This is a genomic window from Microbulbifer sp. A4B17 (genome assembly GCF_003076275.1).
In the GTDB taxonomy this organism is placed as follows: Bacteria; Pseudomonadota; Gammaproteobacteria; order Pseudomonadales; family Cellvibrionaceae; genus Microbulbifer.
In genome coordinates this window covers 174,713-195,904 of sequence record NZ_CP029064.1, presented here as the reverse complement: position 1 = coordinate 195,904, position 21,192 = coordinate 174,713, and the positions used below count along the sequence as shown (strand labels likewise).

The 21,192-nt window shown below is 48.5% G+C and carries 24 protein-coding genes and 1 riboswitch; of the genes, 10 read left to right on the top strand and 14 right to left on the bottom strand.

The annotated features are described in order from the left end of the window. Positions 1 to 79 precede the first annotated feature (79 nt). The 11 genes from BTJ40_RS00940 to BTJ40_RS00890 all read right to left on the bottom strand — a co-directional run bounded on the left by BTJ40_RS00940 (position 80) and on the right by BTJ40_RS00890 (position 9,060). Complete coding sequence (locus BTJ40_RS00940; RefSeq protein WP_108731361.1) at positions 80 to 1,198, bottom strand: ATP-binding cassette domain-containing protein; 1,119 nt, start codon at positions 1,196 to 1,198, stop codon at positions 80 to 82. Further along, on the bottom strand, positions 1,198 to 1,920 hold the full coding sequence (gene modB / locus BTJ40_RS00935) for a molybdate ABC transporter permease subunit (RefSeq protein ID WP_108731360.1): 723 nt from the start codon (positions 1,918 to 1,920) through the stop codon (positions 1,198 to 1,200). Before modB ends, BTJ40_RS00940 begins: the two co-directional genes overlap by 1 nt. Further along, complete coding sequence (modA, locus tag BTJ40_RS00930; protein WP_108731359.1) at positions 1,917 to 2,699, bottom strand: molybdate ABC transporter substrate-binding protein; 783 nt, start codon at positions 2,697 to 2,699, stop codon at positions 1,917 to 1,919. Before modA ends, modB begins: the two co-directional genes overlap by 4 nt. Beyond that, positions 2,684 to 3,163, bottom strand: a complete 480-nt coding sequence (gene moaE / locus BTJ40_RS00925; RefSeq protein ID WP_108731358.1) for a molybdopterin synthase catalytic subunit MoaE — start codon at positions 3,161 to 3,163, stop codon at positions 2,684 to 2,686. Before moaE ends, modA begins: the two co-directional genes overlap by 16 nt. Positions 3,164 to 3,173: 10 nt before the next feature. Continuing rightward, on the bottom strand, positions 3,174 to 3,419 hold the full coding sequence (gene moaD, locus BTJ40_RS00920; RefSeq protein WP_108731357.1) for a molybdopterin converting factor subunit 1: 246 nt from the start codon (positions 3,417 to 3,419) through the stop codon (positions 3,174 to 3,176). Positions 3,420 to 3,440: 21 nt separating this feature from the next. Then, positions 3,441 to 3,932, bottom strand: a complete 492-nt coding sequence (gene moaC, locus BTJ40_RS00915) for a cyclic pyranopterin monophosphate synthase MoaC (protein ID WP_108731356.1) — start codon at positions 3,930 to 3,932, stop codon at positions 3,441 to 3,443. 3 nt (positions 3,933 to 3,935) lie between these two features. After that, positions 3,936 to 4,478, bottom strand: a complete 543-nt coding sequence (gene moaB, locus BTJ40_RS00910) for a molybdenum cofactor biosynthesis protein B (protein ID WP_108731355.1) — start codon at positions 4,476 to 4,478, stop codon at positions 3,936 to 3,938. Between the two features lie 2 nt (positions 4,479 to 4,480). After that, complete coding sequence (locus BTJ40_RS00905) at positions 4,481 to 5,080, bottom strand: molybdenum cofactor guanylyltransferase (protein ID WP_108731354.1); 600 nt, start codon at positions 5,078 to 5,080, stop codon at positions 4,481 to 4,483. A gap of 4 nt (positions 5,081 to 5,084) precedes the next feature. Continuing rightward, the gene (moaA, locus tag BTJ40_RS00900; RefSeq protein ID WP_108731353.1) at positions 5,085 to 6,062 is read right to left on the bottom strand and encodes a GTP 3',8-cyclase MoaA; all 978 of its coding nucleotides are present in this window, start codon (positions 6,060 to 6,062) and stop codon (positions 5,085 to 5,087) included. Continuing rightward, positions 6,051 to 6,201: riboswitch (molybdenum cofactor riboswitch) on the bottom strand. Its footprint overlaps the gene before it by 12 nt. Before the next feature lie 196 nt (positions 6,202 to 6,397). Then, positions 6,398 to 7,606, bottom strand: coding sequence for an alginate export family protein (locus BTJ40_RS00895; protein ID WP_108731352.1), 1,209 nt, complete (start codon positions 7,604 to 7,606; stop codon positions 6,398 to 6,400). Between the two features lie 143 nt (positions 7,607 to 7,749). Continuing rightward, complete coding sequence (locus BTJ40_RS00890; RefSeq protein WP_238152100.1) at positions 7,750 to 9,060, bottom strand: nitrate/nitrite transporter; 1,311 nt, start codon at positions 9,058 to 9,060, stop codon at positions 7,750 to 7,752. A gap of 403 nt (positions 9,061 to 9,463) precedes the next feature. On the opposite strand from BTJ40_RS00890, the gene BTJ40_RS00885 reads away from it, so the two are divergent. The 6 genes from BTJ40_RS00885 to BTJ40_RS00860 all read left to right on the top strand — a co-directional run bounded on the left by BTJ40_RS00885 (position 9,464) and on the right by BTJ40_RS00860 (position 16,063). After that, complete coding sequence (locus BTJ40_RS00885) at positions 9,464 to 10,939, top strand: NarK family nitrate/nitrite MFS transporter (RefSeq protein ID WP_108731350.1); 1,476 nt, start codon at positions 9,464 to 9,466, stop codon at positions 10,937 to 10,939. 101 nt (positions 10,940 to 11,040) lie between these two features. Next, positions 11,041 to 12,813 carry a bifunctional protein-serine/threonine kinase/phosphatase gene (locus BTJ40_RS00880; RefSeq protein WP_108731349.1) on the top strand — a complete coding sequence of 591 codons (1,773 nt, stop codon included), beginning with the start codon at positions 11,041 to 11,043 and terminating at the stop codon, positions 12,811 to 12,813. Between the two features lie 342 nt (positions 12,814 to 13,155). Beyond that, on the top strand, positions 13,156 to 13,578 hold the full coding sequence (locus BTJ40_RS00875) for a mCpol domain-containing protein (protein WP_108731348.1): 423 nt from the start codon (positions 13,156 to 13,158) through the stop codon (positions 13,576 to 13,578). 8 nt (positions 13,579 to 13,586) lie between these two features. After that, the gene (locus BTJ40_RS00870) at positions 13,587 to 14,189 is read left to right on the top strand and encodes a hypothetical protein (protein ID WP_108735116.1); all 603 of its coding nucleotides are present in this window, start codon (positions 13,587 to 13,589) and stop codon (positions 14,187 to 14,189) included. Positions 14,190 to 14,339: 150 nt separating this feature from the next. Beyond that, the gene (locus BTJ40_RS00865) at positions 14,340 to 14,963 is read left to right on the top strand and encodes a pancortin-3 (protein WP_108731347.1); all 624 of its coding nucleotides are present in this window, start codon (positions 14,340 to 14,342) and stop codon (positions 14,961 to 14,963) included. After that, a complete protein-coding gene (locus BTJ40_RS00860; protein WP_108731346.1) occupies positions 14,963 to 16,063 on the top strand; it encodes a hypothetical protein in 1,101 nt (366 codons plus the stop codon). The genes BTJ40_RS00865 and BTJ40_RS00860 overlap by 1 nt, the downstream gene beginning before the upstream one ends. A 113-nt stretch (positions 16,064 to 16,176) precedes the next feature. On the opposite strand, the gene csrA is transcribed toward BTJ40_RS00860, so the two are convergent. Further along, positions 16,177 to 16,359 carry a carbon storage regulator CsrA gene (gene csrA / locus BTJ40_RS00855; RefSeq protein ID WP_108731345.1) on the bottom strand — a complete coding sequence of 61 codons (183 nt, stop codon included), beginning with the start codon at positions 16,357 to 16,359 and terminating at the stop codon, positions 16,177 to 16,179. A gap of 731 nt (positions 16,360 to 17,090) precedes the next feature. On the opposite strand from csrA, the gene BTJ40_RS00850 reads away from it, so the two are divergent. Next, positions 17,091 to 17,933 (top strand): hypothetical protein, encoded by an 843-nt coding sequence (locus tag BTJ40_RS00850; protein ID WP_108731344.1) that lies wholly within the window; start codon positions 17,091 to 17,093, stop codon positions 17,931 to 17,933. A gap of 126 nt (positions 17,934 to 18,059) precedes the next feature. Then, a complete protein-coding gene (locus BTJ40_RS00845; protein WP_108731343.1) occupies positions 18,060 to 18,518 on the top strand; it encodes a hypothetical protein in 459 nt (152 codons plus the stop codon). 205 nt (positions 18,519 to 18,723) lie between these two features. Here the strand turns inward: BTJ40_RS00845 and BTJ40_RS00840 are convergent, their stop codons facing one another. Together BTJ40_RS00840 and BTJ40_RS00835 are read right to left on the bottom strand one after the other, a co-directional pair. Further along, on the bottom strand, positions 18,724 to 19,263 hold the full coding sequence (locus tag BTJ40_RS00840) for a hypothetical protein (protein WP_157953848.1): 540 nt from the start codon (positions 19,261 to 19,263) through the stop codon (positions 18,724 to 18,726). A 32-nt stretch (positions 19,264 to 19,295) separates the two neighbouring features. Continuing rightward, positions 19,296 to 20,012 carry an AHH domain-containing protein gene (locus BTJ40_RS00835; protein ID WP_157953847.1) on the bottom strand — a complete coding sequence of 239 codons (717 nt, stop codon included), beginning with the start codon at positions 20,010 to 20,012 and terminating at the stop codon, positions 19,296 to 19,298. A 240-nt stretch (positions 20,013 to 20,252) separates the two neighbouring features. Here BTJ40_RS00835 and BTJ40_RS00830 point away from each other — a divergent pair, with 240 nt between their 5' ends. Both BTJ40_RS00830 and BTJ40_RS00825 read left to right on the top strand, forming a co-directional pair. Then, complete coding sequence (locus BTJ40_RS00830; protein WP_108731340.1) at positions 20,253 to 20,588, top strand: hypothetical protein; 336 nt, start codon at positions 20,253 to 20,255, stop codon at positions 20,586 to 20,588. Between the two features lie 37 nt (positions 20,589 to 20,625). Beyond that, complete coding sequence (locus BTJ40_RS00825) at positions 20,626 to 21,150, top strand: hypothetical protein (protein ID WP_108731339.1); 525 nt, start codon at positions 20,626 to 20,628, stop codon at positions 21,148 to 21,150. Positions 21,151 to 21,192: the final 42 nt, after the last annotated feature.

Genomic DNA, 21,192 nt, shown 5'->3' with positions numbered 1-21,192 from the left:
GCCATATTTAAATTCCCTACATCTCGCAGTCATCTTCAATACTAGGCTAGCGGGGCAAGTTCAATGAAAAATAGGAAATTTACAAACCGGCAAGACTACCGGCCTTAAACTGGGCAAAGTAGGTAGTGCCTTCACGCAGCTCTAGGCGCTCGCAGGAGAGACGGGAAATATCTGCGTAGAACATTTGATCAGCAGCGGCTAACTGTAAACGAATGCGGCCGTCGGTAAGGTTCTGCTTGGCAACTAAAGTTACCGGCAGGCAATTGAGGATACTGGACAGGCCCGGCTTCTCTACACTGAGGCTGATATCTCCAGCTTCCAGCAGAAAAGCTGCGGTATCGCCTCTGCGATAATGGCCCGCCACCCTATCAGCAAAGATGGAAATCCCCCCTAAATCCAAAGTGAGCAGACCATCGCTTAGGGATTCCACCCGCGCTTCAATCCGGCTGCGACAACTATCCCCTACGCCGTGGCTATCCAGGCGCTGGGCAATTTCAGGTAAAGAAAGTGGTGCGGACAAATTGGCAGAATCCATCCACAAACAGCGCTGGGCCAGCAGCTGGATTTCATCAAAGTCGTGACTGGTCCAGATTACCAGTGCCGGATATCGGGCCCAGAAATCCCGCAGGGTCGGCAATAGGCGCCGCAGTACCTGGGCGCGGTCAACCGCTGAAAACGGCTCATCAAATAATTGCAGCGGCGCATTGTTAAAAAGCTGACGTAATACAGCCACACGCTGGGCCTCTCCACCAGACAATAGCTCTACCGGCTGATGGAGTAGCGGTTCAATACCAAAAGCCTTTAGCAGCCGACCACACTCTTCCTCGGGCAATGGCCTGCGGCTGTAACGGCGGGCCAGTGCCAGGTTATCTGCCACCGACTGGCCGGCAAACAGGCGGCTGTCCTGAAAGCCCAAAGAAAGCGTTCTTTTGTGGGTAGCCAGGGCGCGGCGTCCGCGCAGCCAAACCGTATTGGCAAAAGTGATATTGCCACGGCAATGGCGTTGGCCAGCCAAAGCAGCCAGTAATGTGCTCTTGCCGCTGCCGGAGGGGCCGGTAAGGCCAAAAATCCCAGAGGCTGGCAGCTCTAATTGCCAGGGAGTCGCAGCGTTAAGCGGAGTCACCAGCCCTGAAACACTCAATCCGGTGGAATCAGAAGTGGTAGACGCAGTACCGAAAAGGGGTAAGGTGATTTCCATTAGCCCAGCACCCCCATTACCGGTTTAGCCTGCTCGTTGTTTGATCCGCGCGGGGCCAAACTATATCCCAGCCAACGGGCAGCGAGTAAGAGTACCGTAGTAATTCCCATCAACATCAAAGCCAGCCGGTGCGCCGCACCGTATTCCATCGCCTCCACATGCTGATAAAGAGCGATAGAAACCACCTGGGTCTCACCGGGAATAGCGCCACCAATCATCAGCACTACCCCGAACTCACCCAGGGTATGGGCAAACGTTAAAGCGCAGGCACTCACAATAGCGGCGCGACTCGCCGGCAAAAGAACTTTTAATAATGCCGCCCAGGGCGGTATACCCAGTGCTGCGGCAGCCTGGGTCAGGCGCTGGCCATTGGCATTAAACGCGGCCAACAGCGGCTGCACCATAAACGGCAGGGAATAAATCACTGACGCAAACACCAGGCCAGTGAAGGAAAACACCAAAGGGCCATCAAAAAGTTGTGACAGCCACTGCCCGGGGGCATAGTTGAGGGAAAATAAAAGCAGTAAATAAAAACCCAAAACCGTGGGTGGCAGTACCAACGGCAGGGTAATTAATACTTCTATGCCATGGCGCCAGCGGCTCTGCCATTGGCTCAATTTCCAGGCCAAGGGCACGCCGATAATAAACAGGAGTAAGGTGGTTAATCCGGCCAATTTTAAAGTTAGCCACAAGGCCTGCCAGTCGGCAGTGGCGATATTCATAAGCCACTCCCTCCATCTCTACTTCGATCTTGAGTTGGCAAAACACCGTAACCCAAGTGGTATAACTGCGCCTGCACTTCCCCTGAACGCAAATAGTTAGCGAGGGATTGTGCCTCTTTAGGTCGGCGACTCTGGGTGGGAATCAGCAGCTGCTGTTCAATGGGTTTGTACAAATGCTGCGGCAGCAGCCAATAGTTATCGCGGCCGGCCGCTTGCATCTGGCTGGCGGCGACAAAGCCCAGCTGCGCATTGCCGGAATCCAGCATTAAATAGGCTTGGCCTGCATTGTGGGCCCGGGCTAATTGAGTTTGTTTTTTCTTCCACAAATCCAGGCTTTGCAGCGCTTGCCGTGCGGCACTGCCGAACGGCGCTACTTTCGGATCGGCTAATACAATTTTATCGGGCCAGGTTTGCAGTAACTGCTCGATATTCGATTCCGATTTTGGGTGCCAGAGGGCCAGTAAACCCAGGGCGTAAGTCTTACGACTGTTGGCCAGTGCCCCGCCCTGCTTTTCCAACAGTTCAGGTCGCTCACGATCCGCAGACAGGAATAAATCGAAGGGCGCGCGGTGCGCTATTTGTTGGTAGAGCACCCCGGAGCTGCCGCTACTGATTTGCACCACACAGGCATGGCGACGCTCAAATTCCGGCAGTACCTCTTCCAGTGCCGGGCGGAAGCTGGCCGCTACCGCCACCCGCAAGGTGCAGTTATCCGCATTAACCGGCAGCGCGATGGCCACCAGTAAAGCGGATAGCAGCAGGCTCAGCCGGCGGACCACTTTTCCATCTCCGCAGCATCACTGGCCCGGGCTTCGACCCAGCGCTCTGAAGGATTACCGGATTTATCCGCAACCGCTTCGCGCTTCCAGAAAGGCGCCTCAGTTTTGAGGCGATCCATGATGTATTGGCAGGCAGCAAAGGCGGCCTGGCGGTGGGGGCTGGTAACGCCGACAAAAACAATCTCGTCGTTGATCTGCATGGGGCCAACACGGTGGACGATAGTCACACGCCCAAGGGACCAGCGGTCGCGGGCATCATTGATAATCCGTTGCAGGCTTTTTTCGGTCATGCCCGGATAGTGTTCCAGGGCCAGGCCACAGACATCACTACCGGCATTGAAGTCCCGCACCGAACCCACAAACAGAGCGCAGGCACCATCACCACTGTTGCCCTGCAGCGCAGTATATTCAGCCGCTACGTCGAGGGGCGTTTCACAGACTTCGATACGATCAACAGCTGTCATATTGGCACCACTAACCGCCGGTAACCGGCGGGAAAAATGCAACTTCATCCCCAGCCTTCACCTGGGCTCCGGTTTCTGCCAGCTCCTGGTTCAGGGCCATACGAATATCATCCCTTTGCAGGTGCGGGCTCCAGTCCGGGTGCTGTTCACATAGGGTTTTGCGCAACTCGCTGAGACTGCCGGAAAAGTCCTTCAGGGTAATCTCGCCCATGCCCAATTGCTGGCGCAGACGCGCGAAAAACAGAACCTTTACCATCGCTTTACACCTCTGAAATTTTTACGCCTTGTCCGCGGCATCGCCGCGCCAGTGGCCGCGCTTACCGCCGGTTTTTTGCAGCAGGCGGGTCGGGCCGATTTCCATCGCCGGGTCCACGGCTTTGCACATATCGTAAATGGTCAGCGCCGCTACCGAAGCTGCGGTTAACGCTTCCATCTCTACCCCAGTGCGCCCGGCCAGGCGGCAGAAAGCGGTGATATGCACACCGTGTTTTTCCGGCTGCAATTCGAAATCCACCGCTACTTTGGTCAACGCCAGTGGATGGCACAGGGGAATTAAATCCGAGGTTTTCTTCGCGGCCTGGATGCCGGCGATACGAGCTACAGAGAGCACATCGCCTTTTTTGTGCGCCCCTTGGCTCAGCAGTGCAAAAGCCTCTGCACTCATACTGATACTGCTCTCGGCCAGGGCGCTGCGGTCAGTGATGTCCTTCTCGGTAACATCCACCATGCTGGCTTCGCCACGCTGGTTTAAATGGGTTAAGTGGCTCACAAATTACCCCCGGCTCTCGCAGGGCGCGCTGGCAAAGCGCACATGAGGAATAAAGTTACAGGGCTTGTGCCGGGCATCCAGCTGCTCCAGCAATATGCCTTCCCAAGCTGTGCGACAGGCTCCGGTGGAACCGGGCATACAACATATCAGCGTGCGATTAGCCAGGCCGGCGAGCGCGCGGGACTGCACGGTAGAGCTGCCGATATCCCCCAGAGAAATATGGCGGAACAGCTCGCCAAAGCCGTCGACGGTTTTATCGAACAACGGGCTCAGGGCCTCCGGCGTGGAGTCGCGATCGGTAAAACCAGTACCGCCGGTCACCAATACCACCTGTACTTTGGGATCGGCAATCCAGGCGGAGACCACCGCGCGCATCTGGTAAACATCGTCCGGGGTAATGCGCTTATCCGCGAGCTGATGGCCGGCAGTTTTTAGGGCTTCCACCAGGTACTGGCCAGAGGTATCGGTCTGCTCGTTGCGGGTATCGGATACGGTAAGTACCGCGATATTGAGCGGTACAAATTCTTTGCTAGCGTGTGCGGACATAATCAGTGGTCTCTCAAAAAACTGTTTTCTGGAGTTTTATCCGGCGTACTCAAGCCGAGATAATCTGCCGGCGTATTGATATTGCGATGCCAATCGCCAGCACTTTTTATGGGTATGGATTTGGCCCCCAGGTGACGCAGCAGCGAGCCGACCGAATTGCGCGCACAGCCCTCAACGGCACGGCGCAAGTAATCCAGGCAGTCGCCATTTAAAGGCAGCCACAGGGGAAAAAAGAAGTTTTCAAAATAACAGGGCCGGCCACTTGCCTGCCCCTCCGCCAATAACTCTGCGAGGTGCTCCCGCCCAAGCAGGGGCATATCTACCGGGATCACCAGGGCCGCATCGGCACCGGTTGCCAGGGCTACCGAATAAAGGCCGCCCAGTGGGCCCCGCTCTGGCACCAGGTCTTCAATCGCTCCGGGGCGGGCGCCGCTGGTGACGACTTTTGCCAGCGGCAGCCCACCCAGCAAGGCCTCGGCATGCTGCAAAAAATTGCCCTGTTGGGGGTGTGCCAGCAGGGCCTTGTCTCGGCCCATCCGGCTGGAACGGCCACCGGCCAACACCACGCCGATTGTCGATTTGCCAACGAAAGCCCTGGCCATAACCCTAGCCCCCCAGCATCGCCAGGTTGCGGGTAGCACCGGTAAAACCTTCGTGCAACTGGTGGCCTGCGGTCTTATCCACAATCAACTCGCGGATATGGGCCGCCAGCGCCTCGCTATCGCCATCGGCGATGATTTCGCGCATATCAAAGCCCTGGTCGGCGAACAGGCACAGGTGCAGCTTGCCCTGAGCCGATACCCGCAGGCGGTTGCAGCTTGCACAGAAGTCCTTGCCGTAAGGGGTAATCAGGCCGATACGACCGGCGTAATCCGGGTGGAAATACTCCCGCGCCGGACCGGCATCGCGGGTGCGGATCACCTGCTCCCAACCTTCCCGCAGCAACAGGGTTTCTATATCGCCGCCGGAGACATGGTTGCTGGCGAAGAACTCGCGGTTATCGCCGGTACGCATTAATTCAATAAAGCGCAGGGTCACCGGAGTCTCGCGAATCCAGGCGAGGAAATTATCCAGCTCGGCCAGGTTGTACTGGCGCATCAGCACTGCGTTGACCTTGGTATCGATACCCAAGGCCAGGGCGCGATCCAGGCCGGCTAAGGCTTTATCCAGGCGATTGTGCCCGGTGATATGGTGGAATTGATCCGGGTCGAGGCTGTCGATACTGACATTCACCTGATCCAGGCCCGCGTGGTGCCAGTCGTCTATCTGACTGGGCAGGCGGTAACCGTTGGTGGTGATGGCTAAGCGGCGAATCTTATCGCTAGCGCGCACGGCTTCGAGCAGCGGCACCAGGTCTTTGCGCAGGGAGGGCTCTCCGCCAGTAAGGCGTACCTTTTCCGTACCCAGTGAAGCGAAAGCGCGCACTAATGTGCCCACCTCAGCGACTGAGAGAGGATTTTCCCCTTCCAGGGAACGTCCGCAACCGATGCCCTCGGGCAGGCAGTAGTTGCAGCGGTAATTGCAGATGTCCGTCACGGACAGGCGCAGGTAGTAAAACCTACGGCCAAAATTGTCTTGTAACATTAAACGCCTTTCCAATGTCGGGAGGCCGCGCAGTTTCCCGCTAGACCCTGGTGGCCGGTACGGCCACGGTCCCGGCACCTTGCAACGTCAATAAAAAACGACGCGGTTTAGGTAGCGGGACTCGGTGTTTAAACTGATGTCAGTGTATCAAGCTGGTTAATTTATGCTTGGGGCAAAGGTGGTACTCCCTTGGTGCTCGAACTGATGCTCCTCGGGGAGACATCAAAACGTGGAGCTTCAGTCGATTAAAATTTATAAATTATAAAAACAGGTTCAAGGTGCGGGGAAAACCCCGGCCGAAGCCGGGGGCCTCGCTAAGGAGTTCTTTCAGCCGCTTAGAAATTAGCGGTTACCATGATCCAAAGCTTATCGGTATCAGTGCTGTACTCATCGGCACGATAAGTTGCGTATTTAACGAGTGCAGAAATATCCTCGGTGATTTTGTGCCCGTAGCTCAGATTCCACTCGTCACCGTAACTAGCGGAACCCTCGGCAGCCTCAAAGTTGTGGTAGGTCAAGCCCAGCTTGCCACCGGCCACTTTCATAGAACCGCCAACATACAGATCTTCGACACCGTCTTCGGGTGTTATGAGGAATTTGTCAGTAAAGCCCTGGAACTTGTGCAGGGTTGCCAGCGGGGTTTTAAAACCAACCCCGTTATCGGAACCCAAAACCTCATAACCGAGTTTTGCCGCAACTGGACCCAGATCAGCGCCAAGCTCTGCCAGGTAATAATTAGCACTATAGTCATACTGGTTGTCACCAATATCTGACTGGTGCGCATAACTCAGGTTGGCTTTTACCGGACCAAATTTACCTTTGTAATCTACCCCATAAGTGCGGCTGGCATTATCGGTGAGATCTTCCAGATCCAGATTGTAAACAAAAGCGCTGATTTTATGGTTTTCAGCTACTGGATAAATCGCGTGTAGCAGTTGGATATCGCCGCCGATATCAGAAATGGAGCTGTCTTCACCGAAAATACGGTTAACGTTGTAGACGTAGCTATAATCCAGCTGGAAACTATCGGCACTGCCATACTGATAACGAACACCATCGTAGGTCTGCTCGTTTTGTCTCCAGCCAACACCGCCGACAAATCGCTGCCCGTCCAGGTTAATGCGCTGGCGACCGGCGGTAATTATGGAGTTGTCACCATTGTAGCGAATATAGGCCTGGTTAATTTCAGTTCCTTCCGGATCAGCCACTACCGGGTATTCGCCTTCACCATTAACGGTGGAGTTGTAGCTGTCATTGCCAATCGCAGTAACATCATCCATTTCCAGGAAGCTGGTAAAGCCACGGTAGCTGCCACTGCGCCAGTTGAGGCGGGTTCTTAAAGTGGATGCAACTGCTTCATCATCAATACCATCCTGATCAACAGTCTCTACGCGGTAACGCAGATTCAATCCGACTTCACCGGATTTCAACGCATCCACCAGAGTGGCATTTTCACTTTCCTGCGCAGCGGCCTGCAATGCGACAGTGCTGCATGCCCCCAACAGTAAGGCACCGAGAATTTTTGGGAATTTGGAAACGGTCATGACGCTTTTCCTTTGCAACAACGGAGTGAACAGTGACAAATTACAATTTTTCAGACTCGACTGAAACCATAGATTTTTTCCTGCTTAATTAATCTTTACTCCCTAGCCTTTACTCAGGCGTAATCCCTTATTGGTAGTGGGCACTACCTATCCGGCAAAGCCTCGGCTTCGCTGGTTTCCTCAAGCAGGAAATTATTTTGCTGTGCGTACTGTAAACGCTGCATATAATTTTCTCTTTGAATCGCCAAATACATAACCAACATACAAATAGCGAGCACACCGTAGAGCAGCATAAAGGCCGCACTGTGGATACCTACTAAGTCCTGAGCGATACCAAAAAGAACAGGCAGGGTAAAACCACCGAGGGCACCAATAGTGGCTACGGTACCGCCAACACTCCCCATATGCGCGGGGAAATTATCGTGCAGCGCTTTGTAAACAGACGCACGGCCAAATCCCTGGGCGATACCGATAACCAGTAGCAGTAAAGTGAACAGCTCAATACCCACTTCAATATTTAAATGCACATCCCGTTCCACCCCGTGAATTGTCATGCTGGTGGGCGGATAACTGAGGAAGAAAAGACAGACCAGGCAGGTCCAGAAAACACTCCAATTGACGGTGCGCGCACCATAGCGATCGGCAAACCAGCCCCCCAAAGCGCGCAGTGAACTGGAAAGGGCCACAAACAGCAGGGTAAGTGCCATTGCTACCGGTGTGCTGACTTGGTACACCGACAGATAGTAATTCGGCAACCACAATAAAAGCGCGAGAAAACTGCCAAAAACAAAGTAATAGTAGAGCCCATAACGCCAAACCCGGATTTGCGTTAGAGGCTTTAAATGGCTGCGTAGATCCGGTTTTCCCCGGCTGCGCATATAGCGGGTTTCCTCTGGTGCAAAAAATTCGAATAAAACCATCATCAGGATAATCCCGGCTCCATAAGCCGGCCCTATCCACTCGCGACCAAACCAATTTTGAATGGCTGGAGCCAATGCCAGGGTAATTGCGGCTCCGGCATTTCCTGCACCAAAAATGCCCATCGCAGTACCCTGCCGCCCTCTTTCGAACCACGGGCTGATATAGCGAATCCCCAAAACAAAAGACACCCCGGAAATACCCAGCCACAACCCCGCCAGCAAGTGGGCCCCATAGCTACCGATAAAGGGCAACAAAAAGAGCACCGGCAGCAATAACAGCATCTGCAATAAAATCAGCTTTTTCGCAGAAAAATATTCCACCAGGAATCCCGCCGGAAAACGCAGCAGCGCCCCGCTCAAAATCGGCGCAGCCAGTAGAACCCCGTATTCAGTTGCAGACAGGTCCAGTTGCCCGCGAATCTCTACCCCCAATACCGCATAAAGCGTCCAAACAGAAAAGTTCGCGGCGAACATGGCCGAGGCAAATATCAGCGCGCGCCCGGCGAGTTGCTGTGTATATTGCACGGCAGTCATCTCCAAAATATTGGCTGTCGAAAATTAATTGCCACCCCGGTTATTCACTGCATTGAGCCCCCGCCCGAGAAAAGTGATCACAGAATTACAGCGGGGGCGAGAAATCTACAGAGGCAAACTATTGGCAAGATGCACAAAAAATCGGCTAGCGACAATTACTCCCAAAAACCCTTTTTAATCATTATCAATTTCCACCAACTACCCCCACTGGAGTAGAAACACACTAAAAACCGCCCCTACCCACTCCGAGCTACTAACCCCAAGGGGTTACTCCCTTCCATATACAAATCGATTTCCCTTCCACTTACCCCTTTTGCGCACTTTCCCTCTGGCGCTGCTCAAATACTATCGGTCATGACCCTATCCACCTCTAAAAATTTCTGAGAAGCCGGAGAAAATAGTCATGAGTCAATCCAGCGGCCTCAATTTATTTAATTGGGGCGATCCCAAAATAAAGACGCTGCACGTTACTTGGTTTGCGTTTTTCCTGACTTTCGTGGTGTGGTTCTCCCACGCTCCGCTGATGGTCTTTATCAAGGAAGCGTTCGACCTCACCAGCCAGCAAGTAAAAGCCCTGTTAATCCTCAACGTGGCACTCACCATCCCCGCCCGTATCATTATCGGTATGCTGGTGGATAAATTGGGGCCGCGCCTGGTGTACAGCGGGCTGCTGATGACCTCATCTTTAATCTGTTTGGGTTTCGCCACCGCAGACAGTTACCAATCCCTGGCCCTGTTCCGCTTCCTGCTGGGATTTGTGGGTGCCGGCTTTGTCATTGGTATCCGCATGGTGGGTGAATGGTTCCCGGCCAAGCAGGTAGGCCTGGCAGAAGGTATTTACGGCGGCTGGGGAAATTTCGGTTCTGCTGCCGGTGCCATGACCCTACCCACCATCGCCCTGCTGTTCGGCGGTGAAGACGGCTGGCGCTATGCCCTGGGCCTCACCGGCATCATCGCCGGCCTGTACGGCATCATCTACTACCGCGTTGCCCGCAACACCCCTAAAGGCTCCACTTACTTCAAGCCGAAGAAAAGCGGCGGCCTGGAAGTGACCAGCAAGCGGGATTTCTACTTCTACCTGCTGATGAATGTGCCCATGTACCTGGCACTGGCAGCGCTGGCTTACAAACTGTCTCCCAGCGGCGTAGCCCTGCTGAGCCAGAATGCCACCTACGCAATGTGGGGACTGCTGGTAGTACTGTTCGCCTTCCAGACCCGTATGATCTGGAATGTAAACAAAGACCACCTGCGCGAAGGTGTGCCCGAGCTGGAGAAATACAACTTCAAGCAGGTAGCCATCCTCGACCTGGCCTACTTCGTCACCTTCGGCTCAGAGCTGGCCGTGGTTTCTATGCTGCCCCTGTTCTTCCTGGAAACCTTTGAAGGATTGAGCCCGGTGAAGGCCGGCCTGCTCGCCTCTGGCTTCGCCTTTATGAACCTGGTGGCTCGCCCAACCGGTGGATACTTCTCTGACAAACTGGGACGCCGCCGCAGCCTGATGTTCCTGATCGGCGGCCTGGCAGTGGGTTACTTTGTACTGAGCCAGATCAACGGCGGCTGGTGGATTCCCGCTGCGGTAGTTGCCACCATGTGCTGCTCTTTCTTCGTGCAGGCCGGTGAGGGTGCCGTATTCGCCATCGTGCCCCTGGTGAAGCGTCGCATGACCGGGCAGATCGCCGGTATGGCCGGAGCCTACGGCAACGTGGGTGCGGTTACTTTCCTTACCGCCCTGTCTTATGTCAGCTACAGCCAGTTCTTCCTGATTATCTGCGGCGCAGCGGCGTTGATCTTCTTCGCCTGCCTGTTCCTGGAAGAGCCCAAAGGCAATATCGCCGAAGTGCTACCGGATGGCACAGTGCAGCTGATCAGCGTGGAGTGATCGGAAAGCAGTTATCCAGCAACAAACGCAAAGGAGGGCCAATGGCCCTTCTTTGTTTTTTGCCGTTGATCTGAGGGGACGAAAAGAAAGTGGAGAAAGCTGTGAGCGAAACCAATTCCGGGGTGCAAACAGAAACCGAGGCAAACCCCGAAGCCCAGACACCGCGATTGAGCCACGGCCTCTGCACCAGTGCCGGCATCAAACCGCAGAATGAAGATGCCGCAATCTACCACTGGCCAGACAACCCGCACTTGCAGGAATACCTGGGCGCGGTAGCCGCACTGGCAGACGGCGTCAGCTCTGCCGAAGCCGGCGCCCAAGCCAGCCACACCGCCACCGAGCAGTTTGTGCGGGACTATTACAAGGTGCCGGATACCTGGTCTGTGGCCCACGCCGGACAGAAAATCCTCGCCTCCATTAACAGCAAGCTATACCGCAAGAGCCACGACTTTCCCCAACAGGAAAAGGGCTTCCTCTGCACCTTCTCTGCCCTGATTTTTAAATCCCGCACTGCCCACTATTTCCATATTGGCGACAGCCGTATCTATCACCTGCGCGGTGACAACCTTAAATGCCTCACCCGGGACCACAACATCACCCTGGCCCACCGCCAACAGATGCTATCCCGCGCGCTGGGAATGGATACTGGCCTGCAAGTGGATTACGGCCAGCTCAGCCTGGCTAAGGACGATGTGCTGCTGATTACCAGCGACGGCGTGCACGACTTTATCAAACAGGATTTACTGCGGGAGCTGTTGGCAGATACCCAACTAAGCGAACAGGAAACAGCGGAAACCCTGGTGCGCCTCGCCGAGGAAAACGGCAGTGACGATAACCTCTCCGCATTAGTGGTAAAGGTAAAAGCATTGCCACAAACCACCCTGGACGACTACAGCCGCCAGCTTACCCGCCTGCCCTTCCCGCCGGAGTTGGAACCGGGCATGGTATTGGATGGCTACCAGGTAGAGCGGGAGCTGTTTTCCTCCCAACGCAGCCAGCTGTATCTGGTGCGCGACAGTGCCACCGGGGAAATCCTGGTAATGAAAACCCCCTCGGTTAATTACGAGGACGATATCCACTATATCGACCGCTTTATTCAGGAGGAATGGATAGGCCTGCGTATTCGCAGCCCCCAGGTAGTGCGCCTGCACCGCCAGACCCGCCCGCGCACCGCGCTCTATTACCTGATGGAGTATGTTCAGGGCAGCACCCTGGAGCAGTGGATCACCAACAACCGCTTTCCCAAACCGGCGGAAGCGTTTCGTATCCTTAAAGAGATTGCCACCGGACTACAGGCCTTCCACGATCAGGAAACCATTCACCAGGATTTGCGCCCAGCCAATATCATGATCGACGGCGATGGGCGGGTAAAAATTATCGATTTCGGCTCAGTTTACGTAGCCGGCAGTGCCGAGATTTTCCGCCCCCTGGAGCACCCCGAAGCGCTGGGCACCGCCAGCTACTCCGACCCCCACTATATCCTTGGGCATAACAGCGGCATTCGCGGCGATATCTATGCCCTCGCCACTATTGCCTACGAAATGTTTACCGGCGAACTGCCCTACGGCGAGGAAATCGAAAACTGCCGCTCCCACGCCGACTTCGAACGCCTGCGCTACCGCACCGCCAGCCAGTTCAATCCGGTAGTCCCCATATGGTTCGACCGCGCCCTGGAACGGGGATGCAGTATCGACCTGGAACAGCGCTATTCCACGCTGACTGAATTTATGCGCGACCTGGCCAACCCTAACCCCGATTACCTAAGGGAAGATCCTACTGAGAAAGGGGATGCGTCTTTGTTTTGGAAGATTCTTTGTGGGATTTGGGTGGCTACTTTATTGGCGGTGGCGGCGTTGTTTTCTTCTAGTGGTTGAGACTAGACATTGCTGGTATAACAGTACCATTTTTAAACTTACTGGCTTGTAACATTTATAAAACACTCAGGTCTAGCGGGCACTAATGGAGGGATATTATCTATTATATTGCGGTTGTTCTGCCATCATACATATACAGGCCCATCTTTCTCGATTTCGCATGTAGTCAAAATTAAAACTCAGAATCAATTTAAAATATTTATACTAATAAAACGCTAACCTATTGATTTATAGGCATATAAATTCATATAAACATATACTAACCTGCCCCTTTCCAGTCTCAACACACTCAATAATACATTTCTCATCAAGCATTATTTCCATACTGACGGGTATACATAAATGGTAACCTATGTAAACTTTGATACAATCAATGCTTTGTTTTTTCAGTGGGAAACGTCTTTGAAATATATATCTATTGATGGTGATGATGTAGGAAGAAAAATAACATCCTGTTATTTGAATAACGATGAGGATAAATTGCACTCAGTTAGCAAGCAACTTGAAGAGTCCACAAAAAAAATTGCTGACTTATTATTAAGCAGAGGTTTTGATGTAATTTTTAGTGCCGCCGATGGCGTTGTCGCAAGAACTGAAAGTGATTGTAATTTTGAAGAGATTTTTCTCTGTATTTGCTCATGCTCATCAAAAGGAATTACATTTTCTGCTGGAGTAGGAACTAGCTTAAGAGAAGCATATATTGCTTTATTAAACTCGAAGAGCAATGGAAAAAATCAATTGTCGCACTTTGATACACTTAAGTGAAGCAATGCATGTTTAGAATAGTTAGATTTGATTTACTTTTAAAAATTGTTGTCATACTCTCAATATTAATTGGAGTTGCAGCTTACGTAATTATTGAAAAACTTACTGGCATTGATGTTAGCATTTTTAAACTTACGACGATTTCAGTAGCTGCATCAACTGTTGTAATGTTTATATTGTTATCGCCATTTATATCTCGTCAAATTTGGCGCTTAGTGAAGTTTTTTAAAAAAGATCTATACCCTGATTTAAATGGGGTTTGGGTTGGGCAAGTTATCACTGAAGACGGAAAAACATTTGAAGTAAGGGCAATTATAAGACAAGCACTACTTATTACTGAAATAGATATGCATGGTGAGACAGTAAAATCGATCACTCTTGAAACGACACCAACAATTGAGCTTAATAAAAAGAAATTATATTACGTTTATCGTTCGACGCCTAAGAATCCATCTTGGGGAGAGTACATAGGATCAACTATTTTCGATGTTATCGAGGATAGTAATGCACTAACACTTTCAGGCAAGTATTACACTGATCGAAAATCAGTTGGCAGGATATCAATAAAACGGGTATCAACGGATAGTAATGCCGACGTTTCGTACTATTAATACCTGATGTGCAATTTCAGGTGAAGCCTACGGCATCACCTAATACAAGCATTCTATATTTGAGGAACTATTCATTAAATTTTCCTTGAAAGAAAAAATATAAATTGCAATGTTTCGCTTGGAAAACATTAAATTTAGAGGTGGTTTGAGATGCAGAAATCTGTACACCCATATGCTATTTTTGATCACAAGAGGCAAATTGTTGGCCGATTTCTAGGCATTGCATCTTTTATTTTAAGCCCAATTATAACTAATTTTTTCATTTCTATCACTTCACTAACAGGTGCGAAGTTTACTGGTACATTTATAATTACAGCTGGAATAATATATTTAGCTTTATATTGGATTTTCGATAACTTCATATGGAAAGTCAGAATAGTTGGAAAATTCTTATCAATACCAGATTTTTCTGGCGAATGGATTGTTGATGGACAAACAATAAATGATACGGGAGATACTCTATATGTATGGAATGCAAAAATTACAATTGTTCAAACATGGGATAATATCTCAATTAAGTTAGCAACGGACCAGAGTGAAAGTTATAGTTATACTGCAACGGCCTTAAAACTTCCCGATAATTCTTGGCAGCTTTCATACAGCTATTGCAACCAGCCTGATCTTAATCAAGTTCATGAACTCAATTCACACAAAGGTTTTTGTGAATTGAGGTTTTGCATCAAAGATGGATACGCAAAAGGAACATATTTCAATTCACACGGACGTAGAACAATAGGAAATATGAAGTTAAATAAATTAAAGGGAGATACTTAATGAACTATGAATCAAAGCTGAATGAACTAAATGCTAGGCGGGCCTTACCTCAGCATATAAAAGAAGGAATGACATTCGATAGCGAATTTTCAAAATCAATAAAAGAAGATTATCAGGAAATAAATGAAAGCGGTATTGTTAAATATATTATAGGCGCCATGCAGCCAGTAAATAGTAGGTATACAGAAATTTGTTTTGAAGAAGGAAACAGGGTAGCACGGGCTTTGAACCAAGATTTGGAAAATCATGGTATATATTCAACACATAAATTTCAAGGTTCCGTCCCTTTGGATATTCATATTAAAGGCGCCAGTGATGTTGATGTATTGATTTTCCATAATTATATAACATACGAAATACCCATGGCCTCACATAAATCATATATTCCTTGCAAAGAGGGCATTTCAATGAGTGTCCGAATGAGAAAATTAAGGTTAAATTCAGAGGCAATATTAAAAGGCAGATATCCAGCTGCCAAAGTGAATATTAATGGGGCAAAATCCATAGCCATGGAGGGTGGCTCACTACAACGCAAAGTGGATATCGTACCGGCTCATTGGCATGATACGCTTAAATATCAGAATAGTAATCAAATCGAGGACAGAGAAGTACAGCTATACGACAAGGAGAGAGATATAACCTTTGGAAACTGGCCATTTAAGCACATGCACCTGATAGATCAAAGGGACATACGTTATTCAGGCAATGTTAAAAAAGTATGCAGGCTACTGAAGAATATTAAAGCTGATGCATCCAATCACAAAGAAATTTTGGTAAGTTTGAGTAGCTATGACATAGCTGGATTGGTTTATCATATGGATGATCAGTTAAATAGCCCAAGTTTTTATGATCTAGGGTTATTAGGGCGGGTTAATGATTATATGCAAAGCATATGTGCAAACAATTGTTATTTAGGAAATCAGCTTATTACTCCTGATGGAAGCAGGCGTATTCTTGACAGCGATGAAAGGCAAGCTGGCGTTCTAGCGCTCACATTGGAAGTGAATTCTTTATATCGAGATCTGCTTAAAGATACTGCACCAAATCTTGACGAGAGTGCCGGAAGAGTTTATCTAAACAATAGAGCTGTCTATATTTGACCTAGAACATACCTAGGTTAGTTTCAAGTATTAGACCCAGAGTAAACGCATGCATAGGCCCTCCGCTTGGCCGCGGCCTATGATGCTGGCATTCTATAGTCGCGACTAAGTTATCAAGAATTCCGCAGCGCCAATTCTTTTTGGAGGCGGTTATATATTTCCTCGCGATGAACAGGTAGAGATTTAGGAGCACGTATTCCTATCTTCACCTGATTACCCTTAACTTCCAATACAGTGACTGAAACATTGGCTCCAATTCTTAAGTTTTCACCCGTCCGGCGTTTTAAGATCAACATAATTATTTCCTAGTGATAGTCAAACCATGGGTAGACCTTCCCACGATGGAAGGCTGAGAAAGTAACATTGTGAGGAAATACGGGGTGGTGCGCGGGAACGGTAGGCATAGAAGAAGAAAAGGCAGGCACAACGCTTCCAGAGCTTGGGGAGTCGCACCAAGCCGCTGAATGTACTCCACTTTATTGAAGACGAGCGGGTTTCTAGCGTACTATGCATGTAGCCACTTTGATAGTCTGTGTATCAATTTGGTTAGCTGGCCCCTGGTGTTGCTGCACCTTGGGTCAGCGCCTTTTACTGTCTCTTACGTCACGCTACCGTTCTCCTGTGAGAAAATGGTTCTTTAGAAAACTCTAAGATATCTTGATTCTCTCGAATCCCTGTGGTTTTTGCTCATCGGCCCACAAAAGGCCACTCAATTCCGGCCAAAATACCAATAAATATCAATCGATTTTACGCAGCTTTGACACTAAAACAAACTGAATAAAATCTAATAAGATCATTTTTGTGCCTATATTTTTGATGGCGATGCCCTTTCTATTAAGTGCTTCAGGCCTCAATATCCGGTACATAAGTCCCTTTCTACTCATAAGTAATTTTTCCAACCCGGACGATCCTATCGATAGATAGTTTTTTCTGGATAGAAAAGCTTCCGATTTTTGGAATCAGTGGACCAAATGATATGATGCAATTTCTTTTGAGTATTCTGATTTACCTTCGGTAGGGTGTAAAAGTGTATAAGTACTTCGGGTTATTAGCGTTAATATTTGTATCTGCCTGCGCTACAAATATACCGGTAGAAAAATTAAGTGGTTTAGAAGCAAGAACACACCTTGATCATGAATACTGGAGCGTCTCACTGCCGGGCAAGTGGAGCTATGAAGATAGTGAGGGTATGATCATCGCCACATCTCCAGAAGGTCAATATGCGCTCTATATCACGGTTTATACCGCCTCAGCATCTGCACCCAGCATAGCCTGGGGCAACGAGGAGATTAAGCATCTTAAGTCTGGAAAATATTCAAGGCCGGGGTATCTTTTTGATTTTCAAAAAGAGCAGAGTTATGAAAAAAACGACAATGCTTATTACGAGCTTGATGGTATAGACCTAAAGAATGAAATGAGGCTATATAGCAAAGGAATACATCTGGGCAGTAAATTCTACACGGTATCATTTCATGATTACTATTATACCGACTCACTAGAATCAAACAGTATATTGGAATTGATTCTGAACTTGTTTGAGACAAAAGAAGATGAAATTAAATGGGAAGGTATAGAAAGCCTAGTCCAAGACAGTACAGCAAGTATAAGTTTTCAGCACAGCAACATTAACTGGCCTCAAATTTCCACCTGGTTGAAAGTAACTTTTGATGATCCCGACCAAAATGGGTTTTATGGCCAAATAAACGAGCTATGGATTAACTGTGAAAAAGATACTGGAACGGTAGTTACTACACGCTACTACGATAATTCAGTGTTTGGCATAAGTGACTGGAAAAAGTTAAGGCACCCCAACACACCTGTTGAGCCTGAATTAGTATACGAAATATGCAATTCATACAAAAAGGTTTAAACCAAGCGCATACAAGACTTATAAATGGGGCGCTTCACTACCCTATCTCCCTTTCTGTAACAAGCTTCAAATGAATTGGTTGTAGGGTAAGCATGATCCTCTCGAATCGACCATAGAAGTAATTAAATGAAGAAAATCATCCCGATATCTGAACAGCAAGCAAAGGCAAGGTTAGCAGAACTTAAGGAAGCAAAAATATCTCATGCCTGGATAGGACATGGAAGTGCGATCTTTTTAGAATTTGGAGAACTCACACCACCGAAACGAGGGAATAATCCTTCCGGTGAACAAACAATAATGATCGAATGGTCATGGAGACTAGAAGACAAGCGATCAATAGTACTGGGGAGTTGGAGTGATCAGACTGAAATTGACCAGCTTCCAGCATTATTAGTCGGGAGAAAGATAGAAACGATTAAACTCTTTGGCCGAATACCCGAGTTAGAAATATCCTTGAGCAAAGACCTTTGGTTACTGACATTTATGACAGATAAGAAGTATCCTGAGTGGTCAATTAGGTTTAGAAATGGGCAATGGCTGGACTATGATAATGGTTCGTTTAACATTGAAATCACAAAAACTTAATAAAAGTATGAAGCCAAATTTTTAGCTCCAAAAACTAGTATTTACTAACACTTATTTAGCACTCTTCTATTCTAATAGAAACACCTTTTGGATAAAGCGTTAATTATAAGACTTCCCACATTTAGGAGACTCCCTGTAACCAAAGATATTGTGGGGCTTCTTATTAGCCCCACTAGGTTATATTGCTATAAAGTTTTAACCCAAGTTAGAACGCTGCTACGAGATTCTCCGAGAAGTTCAATCCTTTCAGCTCAGCCTCTTCTATCAGAGTCTTGAAGCGGTCTCCACAATAGAGATTCGCACAGCGGTCAAATCGAGTCTTGAAAATTAAATTTGAAGCAACATCTTCATCGGTGAAGCCGATGTTTTTAATTCCCATCCAAAGGTCATCTTGAATATCAGCCTCACTGATAGACTTGTCCGCGGCAACCGCATTCAAGCAGTTAAAGATCACATAGGGCTCACCATCCAGGGTAATAGGCAGAAACTCCCCATACGGCGCAAGCTCTTTAGAAAGCACTGAGTGGGCTTTTGATGAGAGCACTAAGTGTGCTCCATTCCAAGTAGTGATATCAGGTTTAACGCTCTGATCTAAACCTTCTATCTGGATAAAAGCCCCTCCATGATCCTCCCAAATATCCTTGATAGACTTATTGTCCCAAGGATAATTCTTAAAGGCTTTCATACCGCCCATTCGTTTACCCACGGTGAACATTAGCTTCTTGAGGTCAATACTGAGATTCAAAAAGTCTTCGTGGTTAAAACTGATCCTATAAGTCATTGCCCATTCCAATTCTTATCAGAAGGCGCTGTCACCTTCTCCGGTTGAGTACCATTCTTCAGGTGTGTACGAATAATGGTCAACTTAGCGCGTATTTCAGATTCACTATTAAGGTTATTGATTTGGCCGTAAACCCAACGCTCATAATTGTGCGTGTGGATCTTACTATGAGGAGTTGCTTTAGGCATTGCCCAATGACCGTTCTGCTCGCTTGAGCGCGGCATCCACACACCGTTATCAGGATCATTTATCCTAACATCGTGCATGAAAAGTGTCAGTCGGACATCGGCGGTAGCAGGTAGCTTGCCTTTCCCTTCAACAATATGGTGAGCTGTGTACTCTTTACTAGGCTTGGCCCTACCAACTAGACGTAGGTTTGTTTCAAGAACTTCAGTAGGGTGGTGCCTCTCCTGCTCATAGGCTTCTATACGCTCTTCATCGTCCTCTATACCCCGAAACTCGTCTCGGTACTGCTGAAGCTGACTCTGAACCGAAACCATTGTCATGATGGTTCGACGTTCACGCTTTAATTGTTCCATTTCCACCTTGAGACCAGCCAAGCGCTCCTTCCGCTGCTCTTCGGTTTCACCCGCCACTTTCAGCTTACGATAGTGGTAATTCTTACAACGATTCTCATATTGTTGAATGCAAAGGTCTAGTGGGGAGAGCTCCCAAACATGGGGAGTGACACGTCTACCGTGGTCGTATTCCATCAGTCTTCTCGGTAAGGTGGTTTTAACTATGGCTAAATTGTCGATGGACACGACAAGTGAGTCTAGGGACTTAATAGCTTGGCAAGCTCGATATGAGACCCAATTATCAAAAATATCATTATTAGAATAGTATGAAACTAGAAGTATCAGATATGTATAGAATGCGATAAATAAAATCAGGCTGATTCTTGCACGTTTGTACCTCATAGATAATACACTTTCAAAATGGAGTCGTTAGTTATGAGTTATTTAGTTGATAGTGATTTTGAAAAGTATTATTCACTTGCGCTAGATGTCTCAGATCTTGCAAAGAAAATGCCATCCTATAGTCAGCGATTTCGTGCAAAACCGAGGCTAGATAAATGGGTAGCTCCCAAAGCGCACTTCTACGCTAGTGATAATTACACAGGTAAAGAAGAATCTATACCAGACATTACTATATGGGCTTTAGGAAATATAGTTCTAAGCCCTAGAGCATTTTCAGCCCTAAAAGATATTCTAAATTCATCTGGTGAGTTCTTACAACATCGCACTATTCAGGCAGCTTTTAAACTCTTGATATTTGCCAGTAAGTGATATGATATGCTTAGTTTGAATACTCTGTGAACATCAAATGAAAAAGCTCAAGAAATTACTTTGGTTCAGCCTTCTTACTGTCTCTTTAATTGGAGTCGGATTCATACTTGGTATGTTTGGCAGCGCTCTTAAGCCTCCAGCAAATGCTGGTGAGCAATCTTCTAGTATTGATATAGCTGATCTAGAGCCGGGTGAAATACTTACTCAGGATGTAAATTATGAGGGGGGAGGGAAGTGGGGCTATAGATACATAATTTATAAAAACTATGAATCCGAAATCACAGTTTTTAGTGTTCCCCTCAGAGAAGGCATGGTAAATATGCCAGATATAAAGTGGTGGAGGTGGGGCACAGAATGTAGGAATTTTGGGCCGACCATGAAAAACGGTAAGGTAGTCCCACAAAGCCAGTTCAGATGTCATGATCACGAATTAAATACGTGGTTAGCTAAAGAAAATGTCTGGGATCTTGATGGGAATAACCTCGGCAAATATACAGAAGACATGGAAAGAGCAAAATTTTCAATAAAAGGTTTTGACTTAATACTTCATAGGTTTTATTAGAAAATAAATCAACCTCTACCCCTGCTGTCATAGAGCTTTTTA

Coding starts and splice junctions, on each gene's coding strand:
- moaA (WP_108731353.1), bottom strand. CDS start 6,062: ATGTTACAAGACAATTTTGGCCGTAGGTTTTACTACCTGCGCCTGTCC.
- BTJ40_RS00865 (WP_108731347.1), top strand. CDS start 14,340: ATGCAGAAATCTGTACACCCATATGCTATTTTTGATCACAAGAGGCAA.
- BTJ40_RS00870 (WP_108735116.1), top strand. CDS start 13,587: ATGTTTAGAATAGTTAGATTTGATTTACTTTTAAAAATTGTTGTCATA.
- BTJ40_RS00885 (WP_108731350.1), top strand. CDS start 9,464: ATGAGTCAATCCAGCGGCCTCAATTTATTTAATTGGGGCGATCCCAAA.
- BTJ40_RS00835 (WP_157953847.1), bottom strand. CDS start 20,012: ATGGAATACGACCACGGTAGACGTGTCACTCCCCATGTTTGGGAGCTC.
- BTJ40_RS00875 (WP_108731348.1), top strand. CDS start 13,156: ATGGTAACCTATGTAAACTTTGATACAATCAATGCTTTGTTTTTTCAG.
- BTJ40_RS00890 (WP_238152100.1), bottom strand. CDS start 9,060: ATGACTGCCGTGCAATATACACAGCAACTCGCCGGGCGCGCGCTGATA.
- BTJ40_RS00830 (WP_108731340.1), top strand. CDS start 20,253: ATGAGTTATTTAGTTGATAGTGATTTTGAAAAGTATTATTCACTTGCG.
- moaD (WP_108731357.1), bottom strand. CDS start 3,419: ATGGTAAAGGTTCTGTTTTTCGCGCGTCTGCGCCAGCAATTGGGCATG.
- moaE (WP_108731358.1), bottom strand. CDS start 3,163: ATGACAGCTGTTGATCGTATCGAAGTCTGTGAAACGCCCCTCGACGTA.
- csrA (WP_108731345.1), bottom strand. CDS start 16,359: ATGTTGATCTTAAAACGCCGGACGGGTGAAAACTTAAGAATTGGAGCC.
- BTJ40_RS00940 (WP_108731361.1), bottom strand. CDS start 1,198: ATGGAAATCACCTTACCCCTTTTCGGTACTGCGTCTACCACTTCTGAT.
- BTJ40_RS00845 (WP_108731343.1), top strand. CDS start 18,060: ATGAAGAAAATCATCCCGATATCTGAACAGCAAGCAAAGGCAAGGTTA.
- moaB (WP_108731355.1), bottom strand. CDS start 4,478: ATGTCCGCACACGCTAGCAAAGAATTTGTACCGCTCAATATCGCGGTA.
- BTJ40_RS00825 (WP_108731339.1), top strand. CDS start 20,626: ATGAAAAAGCTCAAGAAATTACTTTGGTTCAGCCTTCTTACTGTCTCT.
- BTJ40_RS00895 (WP_108731352.1), bottom strand. CDS start 7,606: ATGACCGTTTCCAAATTCCCAAAAATTCTCGGTGCCTTACTGTTGGGG.
- BTJ40_RS00860 (WP_108731346.1), top strand. CDS start 14,963: ATGAACTATGAATCAAAGCTGAATGAACTAAATGCTAGGCGGGCCTTA.
- BTJ40_RS00905 (WP_108731354.1), bottom strand. CDS start 5,080: ATGGCCAGGGCTTTCGTTGGCAAATCGACAATCGGCGTGGTGTTGGCC.
- modB (WP_108731360.1), bottom strand. CDS start 1,920: ATGAATATCGCCACTGCCGACTGGCAGGCCTTGTGGCTAACTTTAAAA.